The following is a 21,495-nucleotide window of genomic DNA, read 5'->3' as shown; positions in this document are numbered from 1 at the left end:
GTAGAGAGAACCGTGGCCGGCGGGCAGCCGGCCGGCGCTAGTCGGCGAGCACGATCAGCGACAGCTGTTCGGCGACCACGGCCACCTCGCCAGCGGGGATCACTTCCACCGTCTTCTGCTGGGTCAACAGCCACTGCCCTGGCCTGCGCGCTTCCAGAGACATCAGCTGCGAGCGCACCCGCACCTCGGAAGCGCTGGGTACCGGCGCCAGGAAGCGGACCTTGTTCAATCCGTAGTTCAGTACGTGGGCGATGCCGGGGAAACAGGCCAGGGCCGCCACATCGTCCTCGACGGTAAGCGAGAGCAGAAGGAAGCCATGCGCAATGGTCTGCCCACCCGGCAAGCCGGTCTGGGCGCGGGCCGGATCGGTGTGGATCCAGTTGTGGTCGCCGGTGGCGTCGGCGAAAGCATCGATGCGCGATTGCGTGATGCGCGTGCTGCCGCTCAGCCGTTCACTTGCCGCCCATTGCCGCAGGGCCTGCAGGGCGGCAGGCAGCTCATCTGTCGAAACTTCGGAACTCATCGCACGCGCTCCAGCAGGGCCAGGATCGCATCACGCGCCTCGGGCTCGGACAACATCGGGGCATGGCCCACCTCCGGCACTTCAACGAGGCGGGCGTTGGGCGATGTGGCTGCCATCTGCCGTGCGACATCGGCAGGCAGGATGTCCGACAACGCCCCGCGCACCACCAGCACCGGCACCCGCGACGTCAGGCCACGCACGGCCCGCCACAACACCGGGCGCAGCAGCCACAGCACCCACGGCCGCGTGGTGCGGATCACCGCCGGGTCGTAGTCCAGTTCCAGCAGGCCATCGCTGCGCTGGCGGAAGGTGCGCACGGCCATCGCCCGCCAGTCGTCGGTGGTGAAGCGCGGGAACGCAGCCTTGCCGATGGACTCCACATAGCTCGTGGCCTGTGCCAGGTCCATCGGTGGCACGGGCTTGCCGGCGTACTTGCCGATCCGCGCCAGGGCTTCGCGCGGCACCTTGGGGCCGGCATCGTTCAGCACCGCCGCGGCGATCAGCCCGGGTGCACGCGAGGCCAGGGTGATGGTGACCAGCACCCCCAGCGAGGTGCCGACGAACACCGCCGTGTCGATGTTCTGCGACCGCAGCAGGGCGACCATGTCGTCGGCATACGCGCGCGGGTTGTAGCTGGACGGATCCACCGCACGTTCCGAGCCTGCGCGTCCGCGCAGGTCAACGGCGATCACCCGCCAGCCGACGGCGGTCAGCGACTGCGCAAGGGCATCGAAGTCGGCGCCATTGCGGGTCAAACCGGGGATGCAGACCACCGTGCCGCGGGGCGGTTGCCCCGCACCCGGAGCATGGTCGCGCGCATGCAGGCGCAGGCCATCGTCACTTTTCCAGTACAGATCATCGTAAGACGGTGTCATGCAGACGCTTCCTAGAAATCGTAACGGACGCTGAGGCTATATTGGCGCGGCGGCCCATAGAAGCCAATCAGCGTGCCGACCGCCGGAATGTTGTAACCGGTGGTGCGGTATTCCTTGTCGGCCAGGTTGGTGCCCTGCAGCGAGAAGGTCCAGGCATCGTCGAGCTTCCAGATCACGCCGGCATTGACCAGCCCGTAGCCATCCTGGCGGATCACCGGGCTCAGGTCGGTGGTCGGCCACACCTCGCTCTGGTAGCTGTAGCTCACCCGAGCGGACAGGTTGCTGCCATTGGCCAGCTCGGTGCGGTACTCCACGTTCAACGCGCCCGAGAAGTCCGGTGCGTTGGTGAACTTCATCTGCTTGGCAACGTTGACGCCACGATCCATGTACTCGTCATACTTGGCATCCAGCCAGGCCAGGTTGCCGGAGATCAACCAGTGCTGGCTGGGCAGGTACTGGTACTCGATTTCCAGGCCGTTGATGGTGCCGGCGCCGGCGTTGGTGAAGTCGCCGAAGAAGGCATCGTCGACGCCATCGCCATTGGTATCGATGCCGGTGAACACCGACAGCTGGATGTCTTTGTACTTGTTGTGGAACGCCGACAGGTTCAGGAACAGGCGCTGGTCGAGGAAGGCCATCTTGCTGCCGATCTCGAAGCTGTCCACGGTCTCGTCATCGAACGGTTCGGCCGAGCGCGGCACCGCCACGGCATTGGCGCGGATGTTGTAGCCACCGGACTTGAAGCCACGCGTGGCCAGGCCGTAGACCATGATGTCGGGGGTGATCTGGTAGTCCAGCGACACCTTGGGCGAGACGTTCTTGAAGTTGGTCTTCTTGTCGAAATCGGCGGCGATGGCGATCGGGCGCGTGAACGTCGCATCCGAGTAGAAGCGGTTGAGCACGATCGCGCGCTTGTCCTCGTCGGTGTAACGGGCGCCGACGTCCAGCTTCAGCTTGCTGGTCAGGTCGAAGGTCCAGTCGGCATACAGCGCGATGCTGTCGGTCAGTACCTTGCCACGGGTATCGCCGAACTGCAGGTTGAAGAAGTTGTTGCGGATCTGGCCGCCGGCTTCTCCACTGAACTGGTACAGGCCGACCACGCCGCGCACGCGTCCGCCGGCATCGTAGTTCAGCTGCACCTCGTTGCTGACCTGGTCGTCGTGGTAGGTGCCGCCCACATCGGCCAGCTTGACCGGCGTGCTGTCGAAGTCGATGTTCGCATCGCTGTCCGATTCGCGCTTGGCCACCACGTACTTCAGCGCAACGTCCTCGCTGGGGCGCCAGTTCACCGTGGCCGAGGCACCCTTGGTCTCCACGCTGTTGAGGTTGCGCATGCCCGAGCGGATGTCGTAGCGGTCATCCATCGGCGGGTAGGCGCGCACGAACGGGTTGGGCGCCAGCATCTTCGAACCGCGCATGCCGGACTGGTCATCGATCCAGTCCAGGGCGAACTGCACGTCGAAATCGTCACCCGCATACGCACCCAGGTTGAAGCGTGCCGCATTGATCTGCTTGTCACTGACCGGCTGGTTGGTAAACGTGTTCTCGCCGAAGCCGTCACGATTCATGCTGGCCACCGCCACGCGCGCGCGCAGACCACCGTCGGCGCCGCCGATCGGGCCGCCGATCGCCGCCTTGGCGTCGAGCTGGCTGTAGTTGCCCACGGTGATCTGGGCGAAGCCTTCGGTCTGGGTGGGCAGGCCGCGCGAGATGTACTTGATGGCACCGCCGATGGTGTTCTTGCCGTACAGCGTGCCCTGCGGGCCGCGCAGCACCTCGATGCGCGAGACGTCGAACACGTCCAGCAACGCCCCCTGCGGGCGGGCAATGTAGACGTCGTCCAGGTAGATGCCTACGCCTGGGTCAGCGCCCCAGGTGGGATCGGACTGGCCGACGCCGCGGATGTAGGCCGTGACCGTGCTGCTGGCTCCGCGCGCCGCGTAGATGGTCAGGTTGGGCACCTGTCCATCCAGGTCGCTGATGTCCTGGACATTCATCTTGTCCAAGGCTTCGGAAGTGAAAGCGGTGACGGCAACCGGCACCTCCTGCAGGGTTTCCTCGCGCTTGCGCGCGGTCACCGTGATGCTGTCCAGATTGGTCGCCGAAGCGGTCCTGCCCGCTGCCGGCGTGCCCTGCGGCGCGTCCTGCGCCAGAACCGGCCCGGTGGCCAACAGCATGCCGATCATCAGGCTCAAGCAATTCCGTTTCATTCGGTCCTCCCCCAAGGCAGATGGCCCATTGCCATCCATGCTGCCTAGGCTAGCGGCGCCGTGGCGCACCGGCGAGTGGACCTAGGTCCAGTCGGCAGCAGTCGCCAGATCCGGATACTGGGCGCGTCCCCACCTGGAAGCGCCGTATGTCGTTACTGATCGTACTTGCAGCGCTGGCCTTCCTCATTCTGGTGGCATACCGCGGTTACAGCGTGATCCTGTTCGCGCCCATCGCCGCACTGGGCGCTGTTCTGCTGACCGATCCCTCGCTGGTGGCGCCGATGTTCACCGGCTTGTTCATGGACAGGATGGTCGGCTTCCTCAAGCTCTACTTTCCTGTGTTCCTGCTGGGTGCGGTATTCGGCAAGCTGATCGAGCTTTCCGGATTCTCCCGATCCATCGTCGGCGCGGCGATCCGGTTGTTCGGACCGCAGCGGGCAATGCTGTCGATCGTGCTGGTGTCGGGCCTGCTGACCTATGGCGGCGTGTCCTTGTTCGTGGTGGTGTTCGCGGTCTACCCGTTCGCGGCAGAAATGTTCCGCCAGAGCAACATCCCCAAGCGCCTGATTCCGGCCACGCTGGCGGTGGGCGGTTTCAGCTTCACCATGGATGCGCTGCCGGGTACGCCGCAGATCCAGAACATCATTCCAACCACGTTCTTCGGCACCGATACCTGGGCGGCCCCCGTGCTGGGCACGCTTGGCGGCATCTTCGTGCTGGCGGTTGGCATGGCCTACCTCGAGTGGCGCCGTCGCGTCGCGCTGCGCAACGGCGAAGGCTACGGCGATCCGGCCACCCTGGTGAACGAGCCCACACCGTTCGCCGGCACCCACCTGGCACATGCGGGCATTGCGGTGCTGCCGCTGCTGCTGGTGTTCGTCTCCAACAAGCTGTTCACCCTCGGCATGCCGCACTGGTACGGCGCCGAGCACAGCTTCATACCGTCGATCATGGGCAGCGCCGCGCCCGTCGTACAGGACGTGGCGAAGATCACCGCAATCTGGGCCGTGCTGGGTGCGCTGCTGGTGGGCATCCTGTCGGTGCTGGCGCTGGCCTGGCGTCCGGTGGTCACCCGGTTTGCCGAGGGCACCAAGGCAGCGATTGGCGGTGCAGTGCTGGCCGCCATGAACACCGCTTCGGAATATGGTTTCGGCGCGGTCATCGCCGCGTTGCCTGGCTTCATGGTGGTGGCCAACGCACTGGGCTCCATCAAGGATCCACTGCTGCACGAAGCGGTCACCGTAACCGGTCTGGCCGGCGTCACCGGTTCTGCATCGGGCGGCATGAGCATCGCCCTGGCGGCAATGTCGGAGACCTTCATCGCCAACGCACAGGCCGCAGGCATCCCGATGGAGGTGCTGCACCGTGTTGCGGCGATGGCCTCCGGCGGCATGGACAGCCTGCCGCACAACGGTGCGGTCATCACCCTGCTGATGGTGACCGGGCTGACCCATCGCCAGGCCTACAAGGACATTTTCGCAGTAACCATCATCAAGACCCTCGCGGTGTTCGTGGTGATCGGCATCCATTACGCCACCGGCTGGGTTTGACAGCGGCGTCGCAGCACCCTCTGGAAGGTCGGTCCAAGAGGATTTCCGGTACCACTTCATCCACGACTCACGCATGAGGATCTGGTCATGAAATCTGGAATCGATTCAATCAAGGCGCTGCTGTTGTGCACCTGGCTGGCCACGACGGGCACCGCATCTGCGGCAGACCCACCCGGGCATTGGGATGTTGGCCTGTACGGCAATCTGTTCGGCGCCCGCGAGTACCAGGTATGGGTGCCCGCCGGCTACGACCAAACGCAGCCGCTGCCCCTGTTGCTGGTGCTGCACGGCTGCGTGACCGGGCCGAACCTGATGGGCGAGGCCTCCGGCTTCAACGAGGTGGCCGACACCGAGGGCTTCATCGTGGTCTACCCGCGGCAGAACGTAACCTCCAATCCGGCACGTTGCTGGAACTGGCAGTTGCCGATCAACCAGGCGCGCGACAGCGGCGAGGCCTCGATCCTGGCCGGCATCGTGGACAAGGTGAAAGCGGGCTACAGCATCGATCCGCATCGCGTGTACGTCACCGGCATTTCCGCTGGCGGGGCGATGACCTCGATCATGCTGGCCTGTTATTCGGATGTGTTCGCTGCGGGCGCGATCCATTCCGGTGGCATGTACAAGGGTGCGACCACGATCTCCGGCAGCGCATACGCGCTGTTGGCCGGCAGCATCTACTCACCGGACAGCAACGGGCGGCTGGCCTGGCAGTGCTCGGGCTCGCCGTCACCGCGACCGATCCCGGTGCTGGTGTTCCATGGCACCGCCGACGCCACGGTGAACCCGGTGAATGGACAGCAGGCCGTGCGCCAGTTCCTGCAGACCAATGACCTGGCCGACGATGGGCTGGACAACGACTCGGTGAAGTATGTGCCGACCAACACCTTCCACGGCCAGGTGCCGGGCGGGCGCGCCTACACGGTCGACACCTACACCTACGGCGGCAGGACGCTGGTCCAGCATTACGTGGTGCAGGGCATGGGGCATGCCTGGAGCGGCAGCCAGTCCGGGCTGCCGTTCACCGACCCCAAGGGTCCGGATGCCACGCTGATCACATGGCTGTTCCTGAAGGATCAGCAACGCTGAGTGTGGGGCGCAGGAGCAGGGGAGGCGGCGCCAGTGCGGGAGTGGAGGGCTCCCGCGCTGGCGCGCGGCCTTTTCCTGGGGAAGCCGGGCGCGTTCGACAGCATGCGCCCTCCCTCTCAGCCCTGTGCCAGAAGCTCCTCGCGGATGATCTGTGCGCCCGCACTGAGCGCGCGCAGCTTGCCCCGTGCCACCTCACGCGACAGCGGCGCCATGCCGCAGTTGGTGCTTGGGTAGAGCTTGTCAGCGTCCACGAACTGCAGTGCTTTGCGCAGGGTGTTGGCCACGTCTTCCGGCGTTTCAACCGTATTGGAAGCCACGTCGATGGCACCGACCATCACCTTCTTGCCGCGTACCAGCTCGATCAGGTCAATCGGCACATGCGAGTTGTGGCACTCGAGCGAAATGATGTCGATGCTGGAGGTCTGCAGCTTCGGGAACGATTCTTCATACTGGCGCCACTCCGAACCCAGCGTCTGCTTCCAGTCGGTGTTGGCCTTGATGCCGTAGCCATAGCAGATATGCACCGCGGTTTCGCACTTGAGCCCTTCGACAGCGCGCTCCAGGGCGGCTACACCCCAATCGTTCACTTCGTCGAAGAACACATTGAAGGCGGGCTCATCGAACTGGATGATGTCCACGCCGGCGGCCTCCAGTTCCTTCGCTTCCTCGTTGAGGATCTTCGCGAACTCCCAAGCCAGCTTTTCGCGGCTCTTGTAGTGCGCGTCATACAGGGTGTCGATCATGGTCATCGGGCCCGGCAGCGCCCATTTGATCGGCTGCGTGGTCTGCCTGCGCAGGAACTTCGCATCTTCCACAAACACCGGCTTCGGGCGGCTGACAGCGCTCACCACGGTGGGCACGCTGGCGTCGTAACGGTTGCGGATGCGGACGGTTTCGCGCTTCTCGAAATCGACGCCGTTGAGGTGTTCGATGAAGGTGGTGACGAAGTGCTGCCGCGTCTGTTCGCCATCACTGACAATGTCGATGCCGGCATGCTGCTGTTCCTGCAGGGACAGGCGCAGGGCGTCCTGCTTGCCTTCATTCAGCGCTTCATCCTGCAGCTTCCAGGGCGACCAGAGCTTCTCGGGCTCGGCCAGCCAGGAGGGCTTGGGCAGGCTGCCTGCGGTGGAGGTGGGGAGCAGTTTCTTCGTCGACATTGCGTCTTGAGTCCTGGGGGGCGAATGGAAAATTGATGGATCAGCGGGCGACCCACTGCTCAAGCACGGCGCGGTGCGGCTTGATGAAGTGCTCTTCAGTGAACTTTCCCTGCTTGGCCGCGAGCTGGCTGCGCTCCTCGCGGTCGTAGACGATGCGGGTGGAGGAGTAGTCCTGGTGCTTCAGGCTGGGCTGGTAGACCTTGCCGGCCACGGAATTGGCGTTGTAGATCTCGGGGCGGTAGATCTTCTGGAAGGCCTCCATCGTGCTGATGGTGCCGATCAGTTCCAGGTTCGAGTAATCGCCCAGCAGGTCGCCCTGGAAGTAGATCGCCAACGGCGCGACGCTGCCCGGCGGCATGAAGTAGCGCACCTTCAGCCCCATCTTGTCGAAGTACTGGTCGGTGGGGGAGAACTCGCCTTGCCGGTACTCCACGCCCAGGATGGGATGGTGGTTCTCGGTGCGGTGGTAGGTCTTGCTGCTGGAGACGCTGATGCAGATGACCGGCGCCTTGCTGAAGTTCGCACGATAGGCCTCCGACTCCAGGAAGTGCTGGAACAGCTTGCCGTGCAGATCGCCAAATCCGTCGGGAATGCCGAAGGTGGCCTTGCCCTCGTTGCTGGCAGGCAGTACCACGCTGAAATCGTAGTCGCGCACATACGACGAGAAGTTGTTGCCGACAATGCCTTCGGTGCGCGTACCGGTGAGGGTGTCGACGATGGTCGGCCGCAGCATCTCGATCAACGGGAACGTATCGCCGCCGTCGCCGCCATCGATGTGCATCTCCACCGAGATGATGTCCAGCTCGACGACATAGCGATCCGCGCTCGGGTTGTCCCAGTGCGCGAGATCATTGAAGCGGTTGTTGATCATGCCGAGCGTGTTGCGCAGGTTCTCCTGGCGCGATTCGCCGCGCGCCAGGTTGGCGAAGTTGGTGGTGATACGCGTGCCATCAGCAGGCTGGTAGTCCTCGTTGAAAGGAATACGGCTGATGCTGAAGGTGAAGTTGCTGGTCGTCATAGGCTGTGTTCCGGTTTGCGGGGTGACATCCGAATGCAGGTCGATGGCAGTCGGCATTCAGAGAGCGGCAGCAGCCACAAGGGGAGCAGGTGCTGCGCGATGGGAGAGGGCGAGCAACGGCATCGCCCGCTGTACCGCCAGGCGCGCCCGCTGGATCAGCGCTTCGTCGTGCAGGCGGCCTTCGGCGAAATCGCGGTCGGTCGCGTAGACGCCCAAGGGCAGGGTGCGGGCCTGGAAGAAGCTGAAGAGCGGTCGCAGCTGGTGGTCGATCATCAGCGCGTGGCGCTCGCTGCCGCCGGTGGCGGCGAGCAGGATGGGGGTATCGATCAGCGCGTCCTGGTCGATGAAATCGAAGAAGTGCTTGAACAGGCCGGTGTACGAGCCGCGGTAGACCGGCGTGGCCACCACCAGTACATCGGCCTGCTCGACAGCGGCCAGCTGCCGCTCCACGGTCTCGGGCAACTGCGAGCGCCAGAGCGCACCGGCCAACTGCGGCGCCAGTTCACCCAGTTCAATCAGGTGCTGATCGCAGGGCACGCCTTCGCCGATCAGGTCCAGCAGGTACTCGGCCAGGGCCGCGGCCCTTGAGGGGCGCTGCAGCCCGCCGGAAACGGCGACGATACGGAGGGGGCGGGTCATCTCTTCGCTTCAGCTGGGGAGGGGCTCCTTCGGGTGATCTGCAGGGGCGCAGTGCTGCAGGCCGGCGGGGGGCCGGGCTGGCAGGCATCCGAAGGCATGAGCCGATGCTAGCCAGCCCTTCCCATGACGTAAAATGGTATTACTTCACCAATCCATGAGTGAGATTCATCGTCATGTTGGAGCGGATCCATCTCAGCATCGTGCAGCAGGTCGAGCAGCAAGGCTCGCTGACCGCTGCCGCAGGCGTGCTCAACCTGACCCAGTCGGCCCTGAGCCACAGCATGAAGAAGCTGGAGCAGCAGCTGGGCACCAACGTCTGGCTGCGCGAAGGCCGCAGCTTGCGGCTGACCCAGGCCGGGCAATACCTGCTTGCGGTCGCCAACCGGGTGCTGCCGCAGCTGGACCTGGCCGAGGAGCGGCTGGGCCAGTTCGCACAGGGCGAGCGCGGCGCGTTGCGTATCGGTATGGAATGCCATCCCTGTTACCAGTGGCTGCTGAAGATCGTCTCGCCCTATCTGGCCGCCTGGCCGGACGTGGATGTGGACGTCAAGCAGAAGTTCCAGTTCGGCGGCATCGGCGCGCTGTTCGGCTATGAAATCGACCTGCTGGTCACGCCCGACCCGCTGCTGAAGCCCGGCCTGAAGTTCATCCCCGTCTTCGACTACGAGCAGGTGCTGGTGGTGGCCAAGGGCCACGCGCTGGCCAAGGTGGACTACGTAAAGCCCCGCCAGCTCAGCCAGGAAGTGCTGATCAGCTACCCGGTGCCGTTCGAGCGGCTGGACATCTACAACCAGTTCCTGCTGCCGGCCGGCATCACGCCACGGCGGCACAAGGCCATTGAAACCACCGACATCATGATGCAGATGGTGGCCAGTGGCCGTGGCGTGGCCGCCATGCCGCGCTGGCTGGTGGAAGAGTACGCCGCCCGCATGGACGTGGTGCCGGTACGGCTGGGCACCAAAGGCATTCCCAAGCAGATCTATCTGGGTGCGCGCGAGGCGGATACCGCCATCGATTACCTGCAGGCGTTCGTCGAGCTGGCACGGCACAGCTCCACGAGCGCCGGCAACCTGCGCGGAGCCGGCTGATGTCAGGTGCCATCGGCCGTTTGCGGCCGCCACCGAGCGGGCCTGCTGACCGCGCGCAGCGGGCGCAGGCGTTCGTCAGCGCCGTTTCATTGGAGGTGAGTGCCAAGGCCATGCCTGCGCTGCGCGCCGAGGCTGCGCGCATGGCACAGGGCGCGACCATCTCCATTCCCTACCTGCCGAGCGAGGACGACACTGCGCGACTGGCTGCGGCACGCACAGTGCGCGAACTGGGTTTCGAGCCGATGCCACACCTGTCCGCACGCCGCATCGGCTCGCGGGCAGCGCTTGAGCACTTCATCGACCGTGCCGTCATCGACGCCGGCGTTGAGCGCTGTCTGGTGATTGCGGGTGATCTGTCCAAACCTGCCGGACCGTTCGCCGACAGTGCATCGATCATCGAGAGCGGTGTCCTCGAGCGCGCCGGCATCAAGGTCGTGGGTGTGGGCGGGCATCCGCAAGGTCATCCGGTGATGACCAGCGCCGATCGGTGGCGCGTGCTTGAACGCAAGTGCCAGCGCATCGAAGCGCGAGGCATGGCACCGCTTGTCATCACCCAGTTCGCATTCGATGCCGACGTCGTGCTGACCTGGTTGAATGAACTGCGCGCGCGTGGCATCACCCATCCGGTGCTGGTCGGCATTCCAGGGCCCGCCAGCATCGCGCGACTTGTACGCTATGCGGCGATGTGCGGCGTGTCTGCAAGCACCTCCATGTTGTCCCGCTACGGCGTCTCGCTCGGCCGCCTCCTGGGAAGCGCAGGGCCGGATGTGTTCGTGGATCGCCTGGTGGACGGGTTGACCGAAGCCCATGGGCAGGTCAGCCCTCATCTGTTTCCCTTCGGCGGTATCGCACAATCCATGGAATGGGTGGAGCACTACCGGATGCGTGCGGGCGATGAGTGCTTGGCTCAAATGTCAGTGCAATTGGTGCAGACCCCGGATCTTCCGCTGCGCTGTCCGTGCTGCGGCCACAGGACACTCGACGAGCGCGGGACGTTCAGAATATGCGCTGTCTGTTTCTGGGAAGACGATGGACAGGACGACTACGACGCGGACGTCGTACGCGACGGCCCAAACGGATGTCTCAGCCTGACGCAGGGGCGCGCCAACTACAAAGCGTTCGGCGCGTCGCAGATGAAGGATCTTCCCTATGTTCGCCTGCCTTTTCCCCACGAACTACCGTAAGACGCGTGGGCACTGCCGTGGCCGGTCACTCAATTATTCCTCTGCCAGCCATTTGCAGAACGCCTCCACCTCGGGGCGATCCTGAGCCACTTCCCGGCAGATCAACCAGAATGCGTAACGGTTCTCCAGCTCCAGGCTGAAGGGTTTCACCAGCCTGCCTTGTCGAAGATCATCTTCCACCAGCGGCGCTACGCCGAGCGCCACGCCGTGGCCCGCCACCGCTGCTTCCTGTGCAAGATAGATGCTGGGAAAAACGGGCCCGGCGCTGGCGTTGACGTTGGTAGCGCCCGCAGCCATCAGCCAGTGCGACCATGCGGGCACGCCAGGGCGGCCCGTGGCACTTTCATCGTGCAGCAACGTGTAGTGGCGCAGATCATCTGGCTGCTGCAGCCTGCGCGCAGTGTCAGCCAACAGCGTTGGCGAGCACACCGGAAACACTGGCGCCTTCATCAGCAGTTCTGCGTGTACGCCGGTGTAGCTGCCCGCGCCGTAGCGGATGCCTACATCGAAGCCTCCGCGCAGGAAGTCAGCATGTTCATTGCCGGTGTCGATGCGCACCCGGACGTTGGGGTGCGCATGGTGAAACAGGTGCAGCCTTGCGGCCAGCCATTTCGCGGCAAACGATTCCATGGTTGTCACTCGCAGCTCGTGCGGTGCTCGCGTCCTGGCGCGGTCCAGCGCCAGGTCCAACTGCCCAAGCAACTCGCCGACCGTTGTTGCCAGCGCCGCACCCTCCGAAGTGAGTGCGACGGCGCGGTTAGTGCGCTGGAACAGGCTTACACCCAGATAGGCCTCGAGATGTTTGACCTGGTGGCTGACCGCAGCCGGGGTGACGAACAACTCGCGCGCCGCCCGATTGAAGCTGAGGTGGCGGGCAGCTGCTTCGAACGTGCGCAGCGCATTCAGTGGAGCAGTGGGGCGGGCTTTCACGAGCGCCTTCCAGGGCAGGGGCACTGCCATCGTAGCGCATGAATTTTTCTAATGCGAAGCGCAGAACTACTCGTTTGTCGGGCGCTGCATGGGCTGGCGATGATGCACATCCTCCCACCGGGAAAGTCCGCCGTGCGTATTCAGGAGCTCGCCCAAGATGTGCTGATGTTCGTCGGTGACCAGGTTGAATCGGTCGCTACCGCATTCGTAAACGGTGACCAGGTGCTGCTGGTGGATGCGCTGGGCAGCGAGGAGGATGCCGCCTGGTTGCGGGAGGTGCTGCAGGGGCAGATGGGCAAAAGGGTTCGGCTGGTTGCCGCCACCCATTTCATGAGCGACCACATCTGCGGCATGACGCTCTTTCCGGAGGCGCTGACCCTGGCGCACCGCCATCACCGGCACGCTTTTCTTTCGCAGAACCGGCCGGTGGCATCGTTCTACCGCGATCCGGATATCGTGTTCGACAACTTCGCCATGCGCTGGGGGCGCCACCAGTTGCGCTTCCTGTACAACCCAGGCAAAACGATGGACCACATGAGCGTGGATGTACCGACCGCCGATCTGGTCTGCGTTGGCGACAACATCGTCGGCAACATCGTCTATCTCTCACGATCAGACCCGGCACTGCAGCGCGCCGCCATCGGCCGCATTCAGCAGTTCGGGCGCAGCAGGGTGGTCGGCGGGCATATAGGTGTCTTCGATGCACCGGTGCTGGGCAATGCACTCCACTACCTGCGGCGAATGGAGGAAATCGTCGTGGACATCCGGCTGCGAGCCACACCAGCGGAAGCCACGCCACTGATAGCAACCATCAGACTGGAGGAATGCATCGCGTCGGGGGTCGTGCCGACGGCATTCGAGCGAGAATGGCATGGACACAATCTCACGTCGATCGTCGCGCAGTCGATCTTCTCCCTGGATGCCGTGCTGGCAGCAAGGGAGCAGGCTGCATGAAGAGCGATTCGTTTAAAACGCCGGCCCCAGGTAGCCGCAGACGTTTTCTTGCCAGTTGCGCCGGTGTGGCCGCCGCGGCGCTGGTCCCTGTCGGCGCCGCTGCACCACCGACGGCACTGCGCACCCTGCGTGCCCAGCGATTGGCGTGGGCAGGGGTGCGACTGCAGTTGCCGGAAGGCACGCTGCTGATTGATCCGCTGGTGAATCCCGCAACATGGGGCAAGGCGTTGCCGGACCGGCTGGTGCCGGTGAACGATGTGCTGGGCGAAAGCCATGTATTGATCACCCACACCCACTCGGACCACTTCGATGCGGACGCGGTAGCGGCGGCGCTGACCAAAGGGGGAACAATCGCATATCCAGCCGGCCTGCAGCCCTTGCCGCTACCCGCAGCCGCACGTGCGCGGCCGAGCGCGCTGTGGGAGCCTCAACTGCTGGGCGACTTCACTGCAACGCCGGTACCGGCATCGGACGGCTACGGCGATACGCAGGTGTCCTGGGTGGTAAAAGCGGGCGGCCGACGCATCTTCCATGGCGGCGACACCCAATGGCACGGCCATTGGTGGCGTATCGGGCGCCAGTTCGGCCCGTTCGATGCGGCCTTCCTCCCCATCAATGGCGCCACGTTCGGCTGGCGCGAACCCGTAAGTGGACAGCCGGGCGTACTGACGCCGGAGCAGGCGGTGGCAGCGGCGGCGATCCTCGGCGCACGCACGCTGGTGCCCATTCACTATGGCATCAGCGGAATGGACAAGTATGTAGAAGTGGACGACCCGCTTGGGCGCCTTCGCAAGGCTGCCCGTGACCGCGCAGTCGCCGTGCAGGCCGTTGAACCGGGTGCGTGGCTGACGTGGCCGACGTAGTGCGGTACCCGCGCATGAATCATTCCTGGTCCTGGGAGAACCCATGAATCGAGCAAGCCGCATTGCGATCGCCATCGCGCTTTCCGCCCTTTCCGTGACCTCCCGGGCAGCGGAAACGACCAGCCCCAAACGCCCTTCGGTCGAGCAGCTGCAGAAGCTGATCGTCAGCACCTCGCCGCAGACCCGCGTGGATGCCGCTGACAAAGAGCGCATCACGGCCCGCCGGATCGACATCGTCGACGAGAACGGCGTGATCCGAATGACGCTCTCAGGCCAGACGCCTCCGCCCATCATCGACGGCATCCAGTACAAGCGGGCCTTCAATGTTGCGGGCATGGTGCTGTACGACCACAAGGGGAGCGAGCGTGGTGGCTTCGGAACCGCAGACGTACAGGGCGGCATGGCCGTACTGGCGCTTGACCACCCGGCCATGGATGCCATTGGCTGGCGCGTGTCGCCTGACGGGAACGTGCGGTTCTCGATCAACCAGGCCCCGCCGCTGATTCGCGAGCCGCGGCTGGACAATCGCCTGATTCCCGGCGTGCAGACCCCAACCCGCATCGAGATGGCAGTGGCTGCCGATGGCACCCCCGCGATTGCGCTGAACGATCAACAGGACCGCGCCAGACTGCGCCTGACTGTGACGCCGGAAGGCTACGGTGCAATCGAGTTCCTGGACGCACAGGGTAGTGTGATCCATACACTGGCGCCCGAAGCCCATCGGGAGTGATGGTAGGTCCTCATTGATACAGCAATCGCTATGGAGCCCGCATGGACACTGAAATACGGCAACTCGAAGAAGCCCTGCGTATCGCGATGCTCAGCAGCGACGTGGCAGCGCTGGACGCCTTGATTGCGGACGCCCTGATCTTTGTGGGGCCCTCGGGCGAGGTCTTTGGCAAGCAGGACGATCTGGCACTGCATCGTTCCGGTCGCCAGAAATTGAGCATGGCCGACTGGCAATCTGTGGAAATCGCCCTGCATGATCAGACGGCTGTTGCGCTCACCACTGCAGTTCTGGCCGGCACCATCGACGGAGCAGCATTCTCCGGCCGCTTCAGGTACTGCCGCTTCTGGGGGAAGACAGCCGGCGTCTGGCAGGTGCTGGGCGGCTCCGTTGTTGCTCTGCCCGCGGCAATGGAGGCGATCGCCTAGACAGGCCACGGTGGCTCATGGCCCAGGACGGGCGCTGTCCTCCGCATCCTCCATCCCCGGGCTGACCCTGCGGCCGATGTCCTTCAGCCTGGCCAGCTGGTCGACCATCGACGGTGCATCGTCGAGGCTGCCGACAAAGGTCCACAGGTAGGTCATCACCGCATAGACGTGGCCCGGGGTCACGCCATCGGTCGTGGCCAGGCGGCCAATGGTCAAGGCGAACAACGCCGCGGCCGCCGCGCCGACCACCACGAAGGCACTGGCTTCGCGATCTGACAGCAGGATGCGCAGCCGTGACAGCGTGGTGTAGTGGCGGCGCAGCACCGACGGGCTGACCCGGTCGACCAGCCGGATCTCATGCTCCAGCCGATTGTTCAGGCGGCCATGCAACTGCTCGTTGCGGCGAGCGAACGAGGGCAGCAACAGTATCGCGCCGAGCAGGGCAATGAGACTGGCCGCGCCAACCAGGGGTTCGATCGCCAGCAGCATCGCCGCCGCGCCGAACATGGAGACCAGCGCCGTAGCGATGATCGGCACGTGCTTCTCGAAGAAGTCGACGAACTCGCGGGCCAAGACCACGCGCGCCGCCGAGGTGGAGGTGGCCTGGCCCATGCGTCGCTGCGCCTGTACCACGTTCACTGCCAGATCGGCATAGATACGGGTGAACGTGCGCGTATCCACTGCGCGACGGGCGGCGCCGACCAGCCAGAACAACAGCACCACGCCGGCGTAGGAAATGGCATGGCCGACGTTGCCACGGATGATCGCATCCACCGCGAAACCGGCGAACAGCGGATAGGCCAGCAGCAGCGCATTCTCAAGCGCCACCAGCGAGAAGGTGCCGGTGAGCTGCCAGGGGTAGGTGCGCAGGATGGCTTTCAACGTGGCGGCCGCATTCTGCTGGCCGATGCTGCCGGCTGCAGCAGCCGGATCGTGTGGGTGCTTCATGGGAACCTGGGTGGATCAAGGGTGGGGCAGGGAATCGATGCAGGCACCCCCGGCAATACCCAGTATCGGCAACGCCTTGGAGCGGGGATGGAGGAACGATGGAGATCGCGTGGAGAAACCGGCGGCGTTCAGCGACGGGCGTGCACCGGCCAGCGGATCTCGAACACAGTGCCGCCACGCTCGCTCGGCCGGCACTGTGCCGTTCCGTGATGGGCCACGGCGATCGCACGCACCACGGCCAGGCCGAGCCCGGAGCCACCACTCTGCCGCGACCGCGACACATCGGTGCGCTGGAAGGCCTCGAAGATGCTGTCGCGCAGTTCATCCGGCACGCCGGGCCCGCCGTCGTCCACGGTCACGGTGCAGTGCCCCTCGGCCAGCTTCACATATACCCGCAGCGGGCAGGGCGTAGCGTGCCGGCGCGCGTTTTCCAGCAAGGCCAGTACCGCCTGGCGGATGCGTGCCGGATCGCAGTCCGCCAGCGCGGCGCGCGCCTCCAGCGTCACTGAAAAGCCACTCACCGCCAGGGCGTCGGACATCGCCTCCACTACCGCAGCCACCTGCACGCTGACGTCGCTGCGCTGCAGGCGCAGGTCCAGATGACCACTTTCGGCCAGGCTCACCACCCGCAGGTCTTCGATGATGCGGGTCAGGCCTTCCAGCTGGGTCAGCATGCTGGTGAACTGCTCCAGCCGTGGCTCGAACACACCGTCGGCGATGCCCTGCAGGCGTCCGCGCAGAATGGTCATCGGCGTACGCAGTTCGTGCGCGATGGCCGCGTTCCAGAACACCCGGTTCTGCGACATCCGGCTCAGCCGCTCGGCCATGGAATTGAAGTCGCTGACCAGCGTGGCCGCTTCGGTCATCGAGGTGTGGTCGCCGCGCGCACGTGCATCCAGATCGCCGCTGGCCACGCGGCGCAGGCTTTCGGCCACCGAGTTCAAGGGCGTGATGATGCGCCAGGTCAGGCGCGAAGCGATCAGCGAAGCCAATACGATGACCACGGTGGCAGTGAGGCCGATCCACAGCCATTCCAGCCCCGACGGCAGCATCGTCTGCGGCGTGTCGTACCAGCGCGGGTAGAAGACTTCCATCAGGTAATAGAACAGATAGAAGCCGGCGATCGACAGTACCGTCGAACACAGCGATGCCACCACGATCGAAAGCGTGATCTGGCGGCCGATGCTTTTGCCTTTGGTGGTCATCCGTCAGCCCAGCAGCCGGTAGCCGACGCCGCGGATGGTCGCCGGAATGCCGCGCACGCCCACATCCTCCAGCTTGCGGCGCAGCTTGCTCACGTGGCTGTCCACTGTGCGCTCCTGGGCATCGCCCTCGGGCAGGCACGCGTGCAGGAGATCGGTACGTGCATGTACCTGGCGCGGCGCACGGGCCATGTGCACCAGCAGGCGGAATTCAGTGAGGGTGACAGTCAACGCATATCCTTGGCCTTCGACATGGACCGTCACATCGTGGCTGCGCAGATCGATCTCGAACGGCCCCTGGCGGATCACGCCGTTGGGCACCTCGGCCCCGGAAGGGGCGCTACGGCGCAGCACCGCCTGGATGCGCGCGACGATCTCGGCGGGGTTGAACGGCTTGGCTACATAGTCGTCGGCGCCCACGCGCAGGCCGGTCAGCTTGTCCAGGTCCTGGTCGAGTGCGGTGAGCATGATGACCGGGGTGTTGCCGCGCCGGCGCAGTTCGCTCAGTACCTGCCAGCCATCCTTCTTCGGCATCTGCACATCCAGCAGCACCAGATCGGGGCGCAGCTGGTGGTGGCTGGCCAGCGCCGCCTCGCCATCGCTGGCCCTGACACTGCGCATTCCGGAACGCGCAAGGTAAGCGCCAAGGATATCGGCGATTTCGCCTTCATCTTCGGCAATCAGGATCAAAGGCATCTGATGGGTGCGGATATCGCGCTTCATCGCGGGCAGGGGGTGGAAGAACCCGGCGAGGCTAGCTCCCCTTGATGGAGGCCCGGTCGAGATTGTGTCGAGATTGTGTGGACCCGTACCGGAGGGTTCAGCGGCGGGTGGTACACCTGAACGCAGGCCCCGGCTCCATGCGATCTCCACACTGGCTCCAGGAAACCTCCAACCAAGGCTTCCAGACTGAGGCCTTGGCGGTCGCGATGGGTGACTGCAAGCAGCCGGGCATCCCGATGAAAACCCGCAAGACTCTGATCATCGCCGCCGCCGTGGCCGTCCTGGCAGGCGGTGTCGGCTGGTGGGCGTTCGCCGATGGCGATGATGGCGCCCTGATCATTGCGCCGGCAAGGGTGGCTGATCTGGAGAAGACCGTGCAGGCGGTGGGCCGGGTCAATCCGAAGGAACTGGTGGCGGTGGGCGCGCAGGTGTCCGGGCAGGTCAAACGCTTGCACGTAGTGCTGGGCCAGCGCGTGCAGGCCGGTGACCTGATCGCCGAGGTCGACTCGCAACCGCAGCGCATCGCTCTGCGCAGTGCTGAAGCATCCACCAACGCGCTGCGCGCGCAGCATGCCGCCAGCCAGGCCCGCTATGTGCAGGCCAGCCGCATGCTGGATCGGCAGTCGCAGCTGGTGGCATCGCGGCTGGTCTCGCAGGAGGGCTTCGAGGCCGCGCGAGTGGCCCGCGACGCGGCACGCTCGGAGGTGGCTGCATTGCAGGCGCAGATCGACCAAGCGGTGACCCAGGTGGAAACGGCCCGGATCAACCTGGGCTATACCCGCATTCTTTCGCCGAGCGACGGCTACATCGTCGCCATCGTCACCAAGGCCGGGCAGACGCTGAACTCCATGCAGACCACGCCGACCATCGTGATGCTGGCACAGATGGACACGATGACCGTACGTGCCGAGATCGCCGAGGCCGATGTGGAACTGATCGCAGTTGGCCAGCCGTTGTGGTTTTCGACGCTGGGGCCGAGCGGACGGCGCTACGAATCCCACCTGCAGCAGCTGGAGCCCGCGCCGTCCTCGATTGCCGACGCGGCTTCGGCCGCTACCGGCAGCTCGGCGCAGACACCAAAGGCGGTGTACTACGCGGGCCTGTTCGATGTGGCCAACCCTGGCCTGAAGCTGAAACCTTCGATGACCGTGAAGGTGACGCTGCAGCTGGCCCGGGCCAGCAACGCACTGCAGGTACCGTTGACCGCACTGAACGGATCGGACAGTGGCGACGACAATCGCGGCAGCGTGCGCGTGGTTGATGCCAAGGGGCGCGCCCACGAGCGCGCAGTGACCACCGGCCTGCGCACTGCCACCGCCGTGCAGATCCTGTCCGGCCTGCGGGTTGGCGAGAACGTGGTGGTCGGCCAGGCCCCCAGTGGTGGCGACCCGCAGGCCAGCAGCCTGCTGGGGATGTGAACATGACCCACGCGCTGCTTGAACTGCATGGCGTATCGCGCGCCTACCGTACTGCCGCCGGTGAAGTGGTGGTGCTGAAGGACGTATCGCTGCTCATCGATGCCGGCGAGTTCATCGCCATCATCGGCCCGTCTGGCTCGGGCAAGTCAACGCTGATGAACATCCTGGGCTGCCTGGACCGCCCCACCCAAGGCAGCTACTGCGTAGACGGCGCGGCCACCGAGCAGATGTCGCCGGACGAGCTGGCGCGCCTGCGTCGCGAGCACTTTGGCTTCATCTTCCAGCGCTACAACCTGATGGAGAATCTGAGCGCCACCGAGAACGTCGCATTGCCAGCGATCTACGCAGGCGTGGATGCCTCAACGCGCACGGCGCGGGCACGCGTACTGCTGGAAACGCTGGGGCTGGGCGAACGTACCGGCAACCGGCCGAGCCAGCTGTCCGGCGGCCAACAGCAGCGCGTGTCCATCGCCCGTGCGTTGATGAACGGCGGCGCCATCGTGCTGGCCGACGAGCCCACCGGCGCGCTGGACCATGCCAGCGGCCAACAGGTGATGGCTGAGTTGAAGCGCCTGCATGCGCAAGGCCACACGGTCATCCTGGTGACCCACGATGCATCGGTTGCCGCCCACGCGGCGCGGGTGATCGAGATCGCCGACGGGCGCGTCGTGGCCGATAGCGGTGCGGGCGGTCGCGCGGCCGTGCAGGCCAGATCCGCGCCCAAGCGCGGCCAGTCGTCGCGTGCCGAGCGGCGTGCTCGACTGGATGGCGTACGCGAGGTTGCACACATGGCAGTGCGCTCGATGCTGGCCCATCGCCTGCGCACGTTGCTGACCATGCTCGGCATCATCATCGGCGTGGCCGCCGTGGTCACCGTGGTGGCATTGGGCAAAGGCGCACAGGCGCAGGTGGAATCACAGATCAACGAGCTTGGCGCCAGCACACTGGAGATCTTCCCGGGCACCGATTTCGGTGACCCGCGTTCGGCGGAAATCGAAACGCTGGTGGTCGCTGATGCCGACCATCTGGCCGCACTCAGCTACGTGGACAGCGTCAGTCCGTCCTTGAGCGGCTCGGTGGCCGCGCTGCAGGGCAGCCGACGCGCCAACACGCAGGTGATGGGCGTCGGTGCTGATCTGCCGCGCGTACGCGGCCTGCGCCTGAAGGCCGGGCGCTTCTTCACCGATGCTGAAGTGGACGCGCACCGCGCAGTGGGCGTGGTCGACCAGAAGGCCGCCGCCGCACTGTTCAGCGGCAGCCCGATCGGCAGCACGGTACTGCTGGGCGGCATGCCGGTAGAGGTGATCGGCGTGGTCGGCGCCAGCGCCTTTGCCGGCGGTGCAACGCCCACTGTTTATGTGCCGTATACCTCGGCATCCTCGCGCCTGCTGGGCAGCCAGCGGCTGGAGAGCATCATCGTGCGCGTGCGCGACAATGTCTCCACCACCGCAGCCGAAGCTTCCTTGGCCGCCGAACTGCAGCTGCGGCATGGCCGCCGCGACTTCTTCATCTACAACGCCGACCAGATCCGCAAGGCGGTGATGAAGTCCAGCCAGACCATGGCCGCACTGGTGTCGGCCATCGCCGCCGTAGCCTTGATTGTCGGCGGGGTAGGGGTGATGAACATCATGCTGGTATCGGTGAAGGAGCGCGTGCGCGAGATTGGTGTGCGCCTGGCGGTGGGGGCGCGGCAGGGTGACATCCTGCGCCAGTTCCTGATCGAAGCGGTGCTGATCTGTCTCTTCGGCGGCGTACTCGGCGTGCTGCTGGCCTTCAGCGCGGGTGCGTTGTCCAGCCTGTTGTCGCTGGGCGTGCCGTTCCTGTTTACTGCCGAGCCGGTGCTGGCCGCACTGGCGTGCTCGTCAGCCATCGGCCTGGGCTTCGGCTACTTCCCGGCGCGCAGTGCCGCACAGCTGGACCCGATCCAGGCGCTGGCGGCGGAGTAGGGTGCGAGCCTGCCCAGCCGTGAGAA

General features: G+C 65.1%; 20 protein-coding genes and 1 pseudogene. 11 read left to right on the top strand and 10 right to left on the bottom strand.

Annotated features, from left to right (window positions below; translation table 11 throughout):
* Positions 1–37: 37 nt before the first annotated feature.
* Genes QP457_RS11500 through QP457_RS11490 form a run of 3 tightly spaced genes read right to left on the bottom strand, consistent with a single transcriptional unit; the run spans position 38 to position 3,584 of the window.
* Positions 38–523, bottom strand: coding sequence for a MaoC family dehydratase (locus tag QP457_RS11500; protein WP_205404191.1), 486 nt, complete (start codon positions 521–523; stop codon positions 38–40).
* A complete protein-coding gene (locus tag QP457_RS11495; RefSeq protein ID WP_205404190.1) occupies positions 520–1,398 on the bottom strand; it encodes an alpha/beta hydrolase in 879 nt (292 codons plus the stop codon). Before QP457_RS11495 ends, QP457_RS11500 begins: the two co-directional genes overlap by 4 nt.
* A gap of 11 nt (positions 1,399–1,409) precedes the next feature.
* Positions 1,410–3,584 (bottom strand): TonB-dependent receptor, encoded by a 2,175-nt coding sequence (locus QP457_RS11490; protein WP_205404411.1) that lies wholly within the window; start codon positions 3,582–3,584, stop codon positions 1,410–1,412.
* A gap of 170 nt (positions 3,585–3,754) precedes the next feature.
* On the opposite strand from QP457_RS11490, the gene QP457_RS11485 reads away from it, so the two are divergent.
* Both QP457_RS11485 and QP457_RS11480 read left to right on the top strand, forming a co-directional pair.
* A complete protein-coding gene (locus QP457_RS11485; protein WP_205404189.1) occupies positions 3,755–5,158 on the top strand; it encodes a GntP family permease in 1,404 nt (467 codons plus the stop codon).
* Positions 5,159–5,245: 87 nt separating this feature from the next.
* On the top strand, positions 5,246–6,244 hold the full coding sequence (locus QP457_RS11480) for a PHB depolymerase family esterase (protein WP_205404188.1): 999 nt from the start codon (positions 5,246–5,248) through the stop codon (positions 6,242–6,244).
* Between the two features lie 116 nt (positions 6,245–6,360).
* Here the strand turns inward: QP457_RS11480 and QP457_RS11475 are convergent, their stop codons facing one another.
* From QP457_RS11475 to msuE, 3 genes are read right to left on the bottom strand one after another with little or no spacing between them, the layout of a single operon-like run.
* Positions 6,361–7,401 carry a methionine synthase gene (locus QP457_RS11475; RefSeq protein WP_205404187.1) on the bottom strand — a complete coding sequence of 347 codons (1,041 nt, stop codon included), beginning with the start codon at positions 7,399–7,401 and terminating at the stop codon, positions 6,361–6,363.
* 40 nt (positions 7,402–7,441) lie between these two features.
* Positions 7,442–8,419 carry a DUF1852 domain-containing protein gene (locus QP457_RS11470; protein ID WP_205404186.1) on the bottom strand — a complete coding sequence of 326 codons (978 nt, stop codon included), beginning with the start codon at positions 8,417–8,419 and terminating at the stop codon, positions 7,442–7,444.
* A 57-nt stretch (positions 8,420–8,476) separates the two neighbouring features.
* The gene (gene msuE, locus QP457_RS11465) at positions 8,477–9,058 is read right to left on the bottom strand and encodes an FMN reductase (RefSeq protein ID WP_205404185.1); all 582 of its coding nucleotides are present in this window, start codon (positions 9,056–9,058) and stop codon (positions 8,477–8,479) included.
* 173 nt (positions 9,059–9,231) lie between these two features.
* On the opposite strand from msuE, the gene QP457_RS11460 reads away from it, so the two are divergent.
* The 3 genes and pseudogenes from QP457_RS11460 to QP457_RS11450 all read left to right on the top strand — a co-directional run bounded on the left by QP457_RS11460 (position 9,232) and on the right by QP457_RS11450 (position 11,330).
* Positions 9,232–10,146 carry a LysR family transcriptional regulator gene (locus QP457_RS11460; protein WP_205404184.1) on the top strand — a complete coding sequence of 305 codons (915 nt, stop codon included), beginning with the start codon at positions 9,232–9,234 and terminating at the stop codon, positions 10,144–10,146.
* Positions 10,146–11,027: pseudogene (locus QP457_RS11455) on the top strand (methylenetetrahydrofolate reductase); the annotation flags it as partial. The gene QP457_RS11460 and the pseudogene QP457_RS11455, both read left to right, overlap by 1 nt.
* Positions 11,004–11,330 carry a CPCC family cysteine-rich protein gene (locus tag QP457_RS11450; protein ID WP_306669847.1) on the top strand — a complete coding sequence of 109 codons (327 nt, stop codon included), beginning with the start codon at positions 11,004–11,006 and terminating at the stop codon, positions 11,328–11,330. The pseudogene QP457_RS11455 and the gene QP457_RS11450, both read left to right, overlap by 24 nt.
* A gap of 33 nt (positions 11,331–11,363) precedes the next feature.
* Here the strand turns inward: QP457_RS11450 and gcvA are convergent, their stop codons facing one another.
* Positions 11,364–12,290: a transcriptional regulator GcvA gene (gcvA, locus tag QP457_RS11445; RefSeq protein WP_240196392.1), complete on the bottom strand. Its 927-nt coding sequence runs from the start codon at positions 12,288–12,290 to the stop codon at positions 11,364–11,366.
* Positions 12,291–12,359: 69 nt separating this feature from the next.
* On the opposite strand from gcvA, the gene QP457_RS11440 reads away from it, so the two are divergent.
* Genes QP457_RS11440 through QP457_RS11425 form a run of 4 tightly spaced genes read left to right on the top strand, consistent with a single transcriptional unit; the run spans position 12,360 to position 15,232 of the window.
* Entirely contained in the window at positions 12,360–13,214 is an 855-nt protein-coding gene (locus QP457_RS11440; RefSeq protein ID WP_205404182.1) for an MBL fold metallo-hydrolase, read from the top strand.
* Positions 13,211–14,077 (top strand): MBL fold metallo-hydrolase, encoded by an 867-nt coding sequence (locus tag QP457_RS11435; protein WP_240196391.1) that lies wholly within the window; start codon positions 13,211–13,213, stop codon positions 14,075–14,077. The genes QP457_RS11440 and QP457_RS11435 overlap by 4 nt, the downstream gene beginning before the upstream one ends.
* Before the next feature lie 43 nt (positions 14,078–14,120).
* A complete protein-coding gene (locus QP457_RS11430) occupies positions 14,121–14,807 on the top strand; it encodes a hypothetical protein (RefSeq protein WP_205404180.1) in 687 nt (228 codons plus the stop codon).
* Positions 14,808–14,848: 41 nt separating this feature from the next.
* On the top strand, positions 14,849–15,232 hold the full coding sequence (locus QP457_RS11425; RefSeq protein ID WP_205404179.1) for a nuclear transport factor 2 family protein: 384 nt from the start codon (positions 14,849–14,851) through the stop codon (positions 15,230–15,232).
* A gap of 15 nt (positions 15,233–15,247) precedes the next feature.
* Here the strand turns inward: QP457_RS11425 and QP457_RS11420 are convergent, their stop codons facing one another.
* From QP457_RS11420 to QP457_RS11410, 3 genes are all read right to left on the bottom strand, one after another.
* A complete protein-coding gene (locus tag QP457_RS11420) occupies positions 15,248–16,180 on the bottom strand; it encodes an ABC transporter six-transmembrane domain-containing protein (RefSeq protein WP_205404178.1) in 933 nt (310 codons plus the stop codon).
* A gap of 128 nt (positions 16,181–16,308) precedes the next feature.
* A complete protein-coding gene (locus tag QP457_RS11415) occupies positions 16,309–17,385 on the bottom strand; it encodes an ATP-binding protein (RefSeq protein ID WP_180167130.1) in 1,077 nt (358 codons plus the stop codon).
* Positions 17,386–17,388: 3 nt separating this feature from the next.
* Positions 17,389–18,105, bottom strand: coding sequence for a response regulator (locus tag QP457_RS11410; RefSeq protein ID WP_205404177.1), 717 nt, complete (start codon positions 18,103–18,105; stop codon positions 17,389–17,391).
* Between the two features lie 236 nt (positions 18,106–18,341).
* Between QP457_RS11410 and QP457_RS11405 the strand changes: the two genes are divergently transcribed.
* Together QP457_RS11405 and QP457_RS11400 are read left to right on the top strand one after the other, a co-directional pair.
* Positions 18,342–19,523, top strand: a complete 1,182-nt coding sequence (locus tag QP457_RS11405; protein WP_205404176.1) for an efflux RND transporter periplasmic adaptor subunit — start codon at positions 18,342–18,344, stop codon at positions 19,521–19,523.
* A 2-nt stretch (positions 19,524–19,525) separates the two neighbouring features.
* Complete coding sequence (locus tag QP457_RS11400; RefSeq protein ID WP_205404175.1) at positions 19,526–21,469, top strand: MacB family efflux pump subunit; 1,944 nt, start codon at positions 19,526–19,528, stop codon at positions 21,467–21,469.
* Positions 21,470–21,495 lie beyond the last annotated feature (26 nt).

Source organism: Stenotrophomonas sp. As-7, assembly GCF_030291015.1.
Lineage (GTDB): Bacteria > Pseudomonadota > Gammaproteobacteria > Xanthomonadales > Xanthomonadaceae > Stenotrophomonas > Stenotrophomonas lactitubi.
This window is presented reverse-complemented; position numbering and strand designations above follow the sequence as displayed.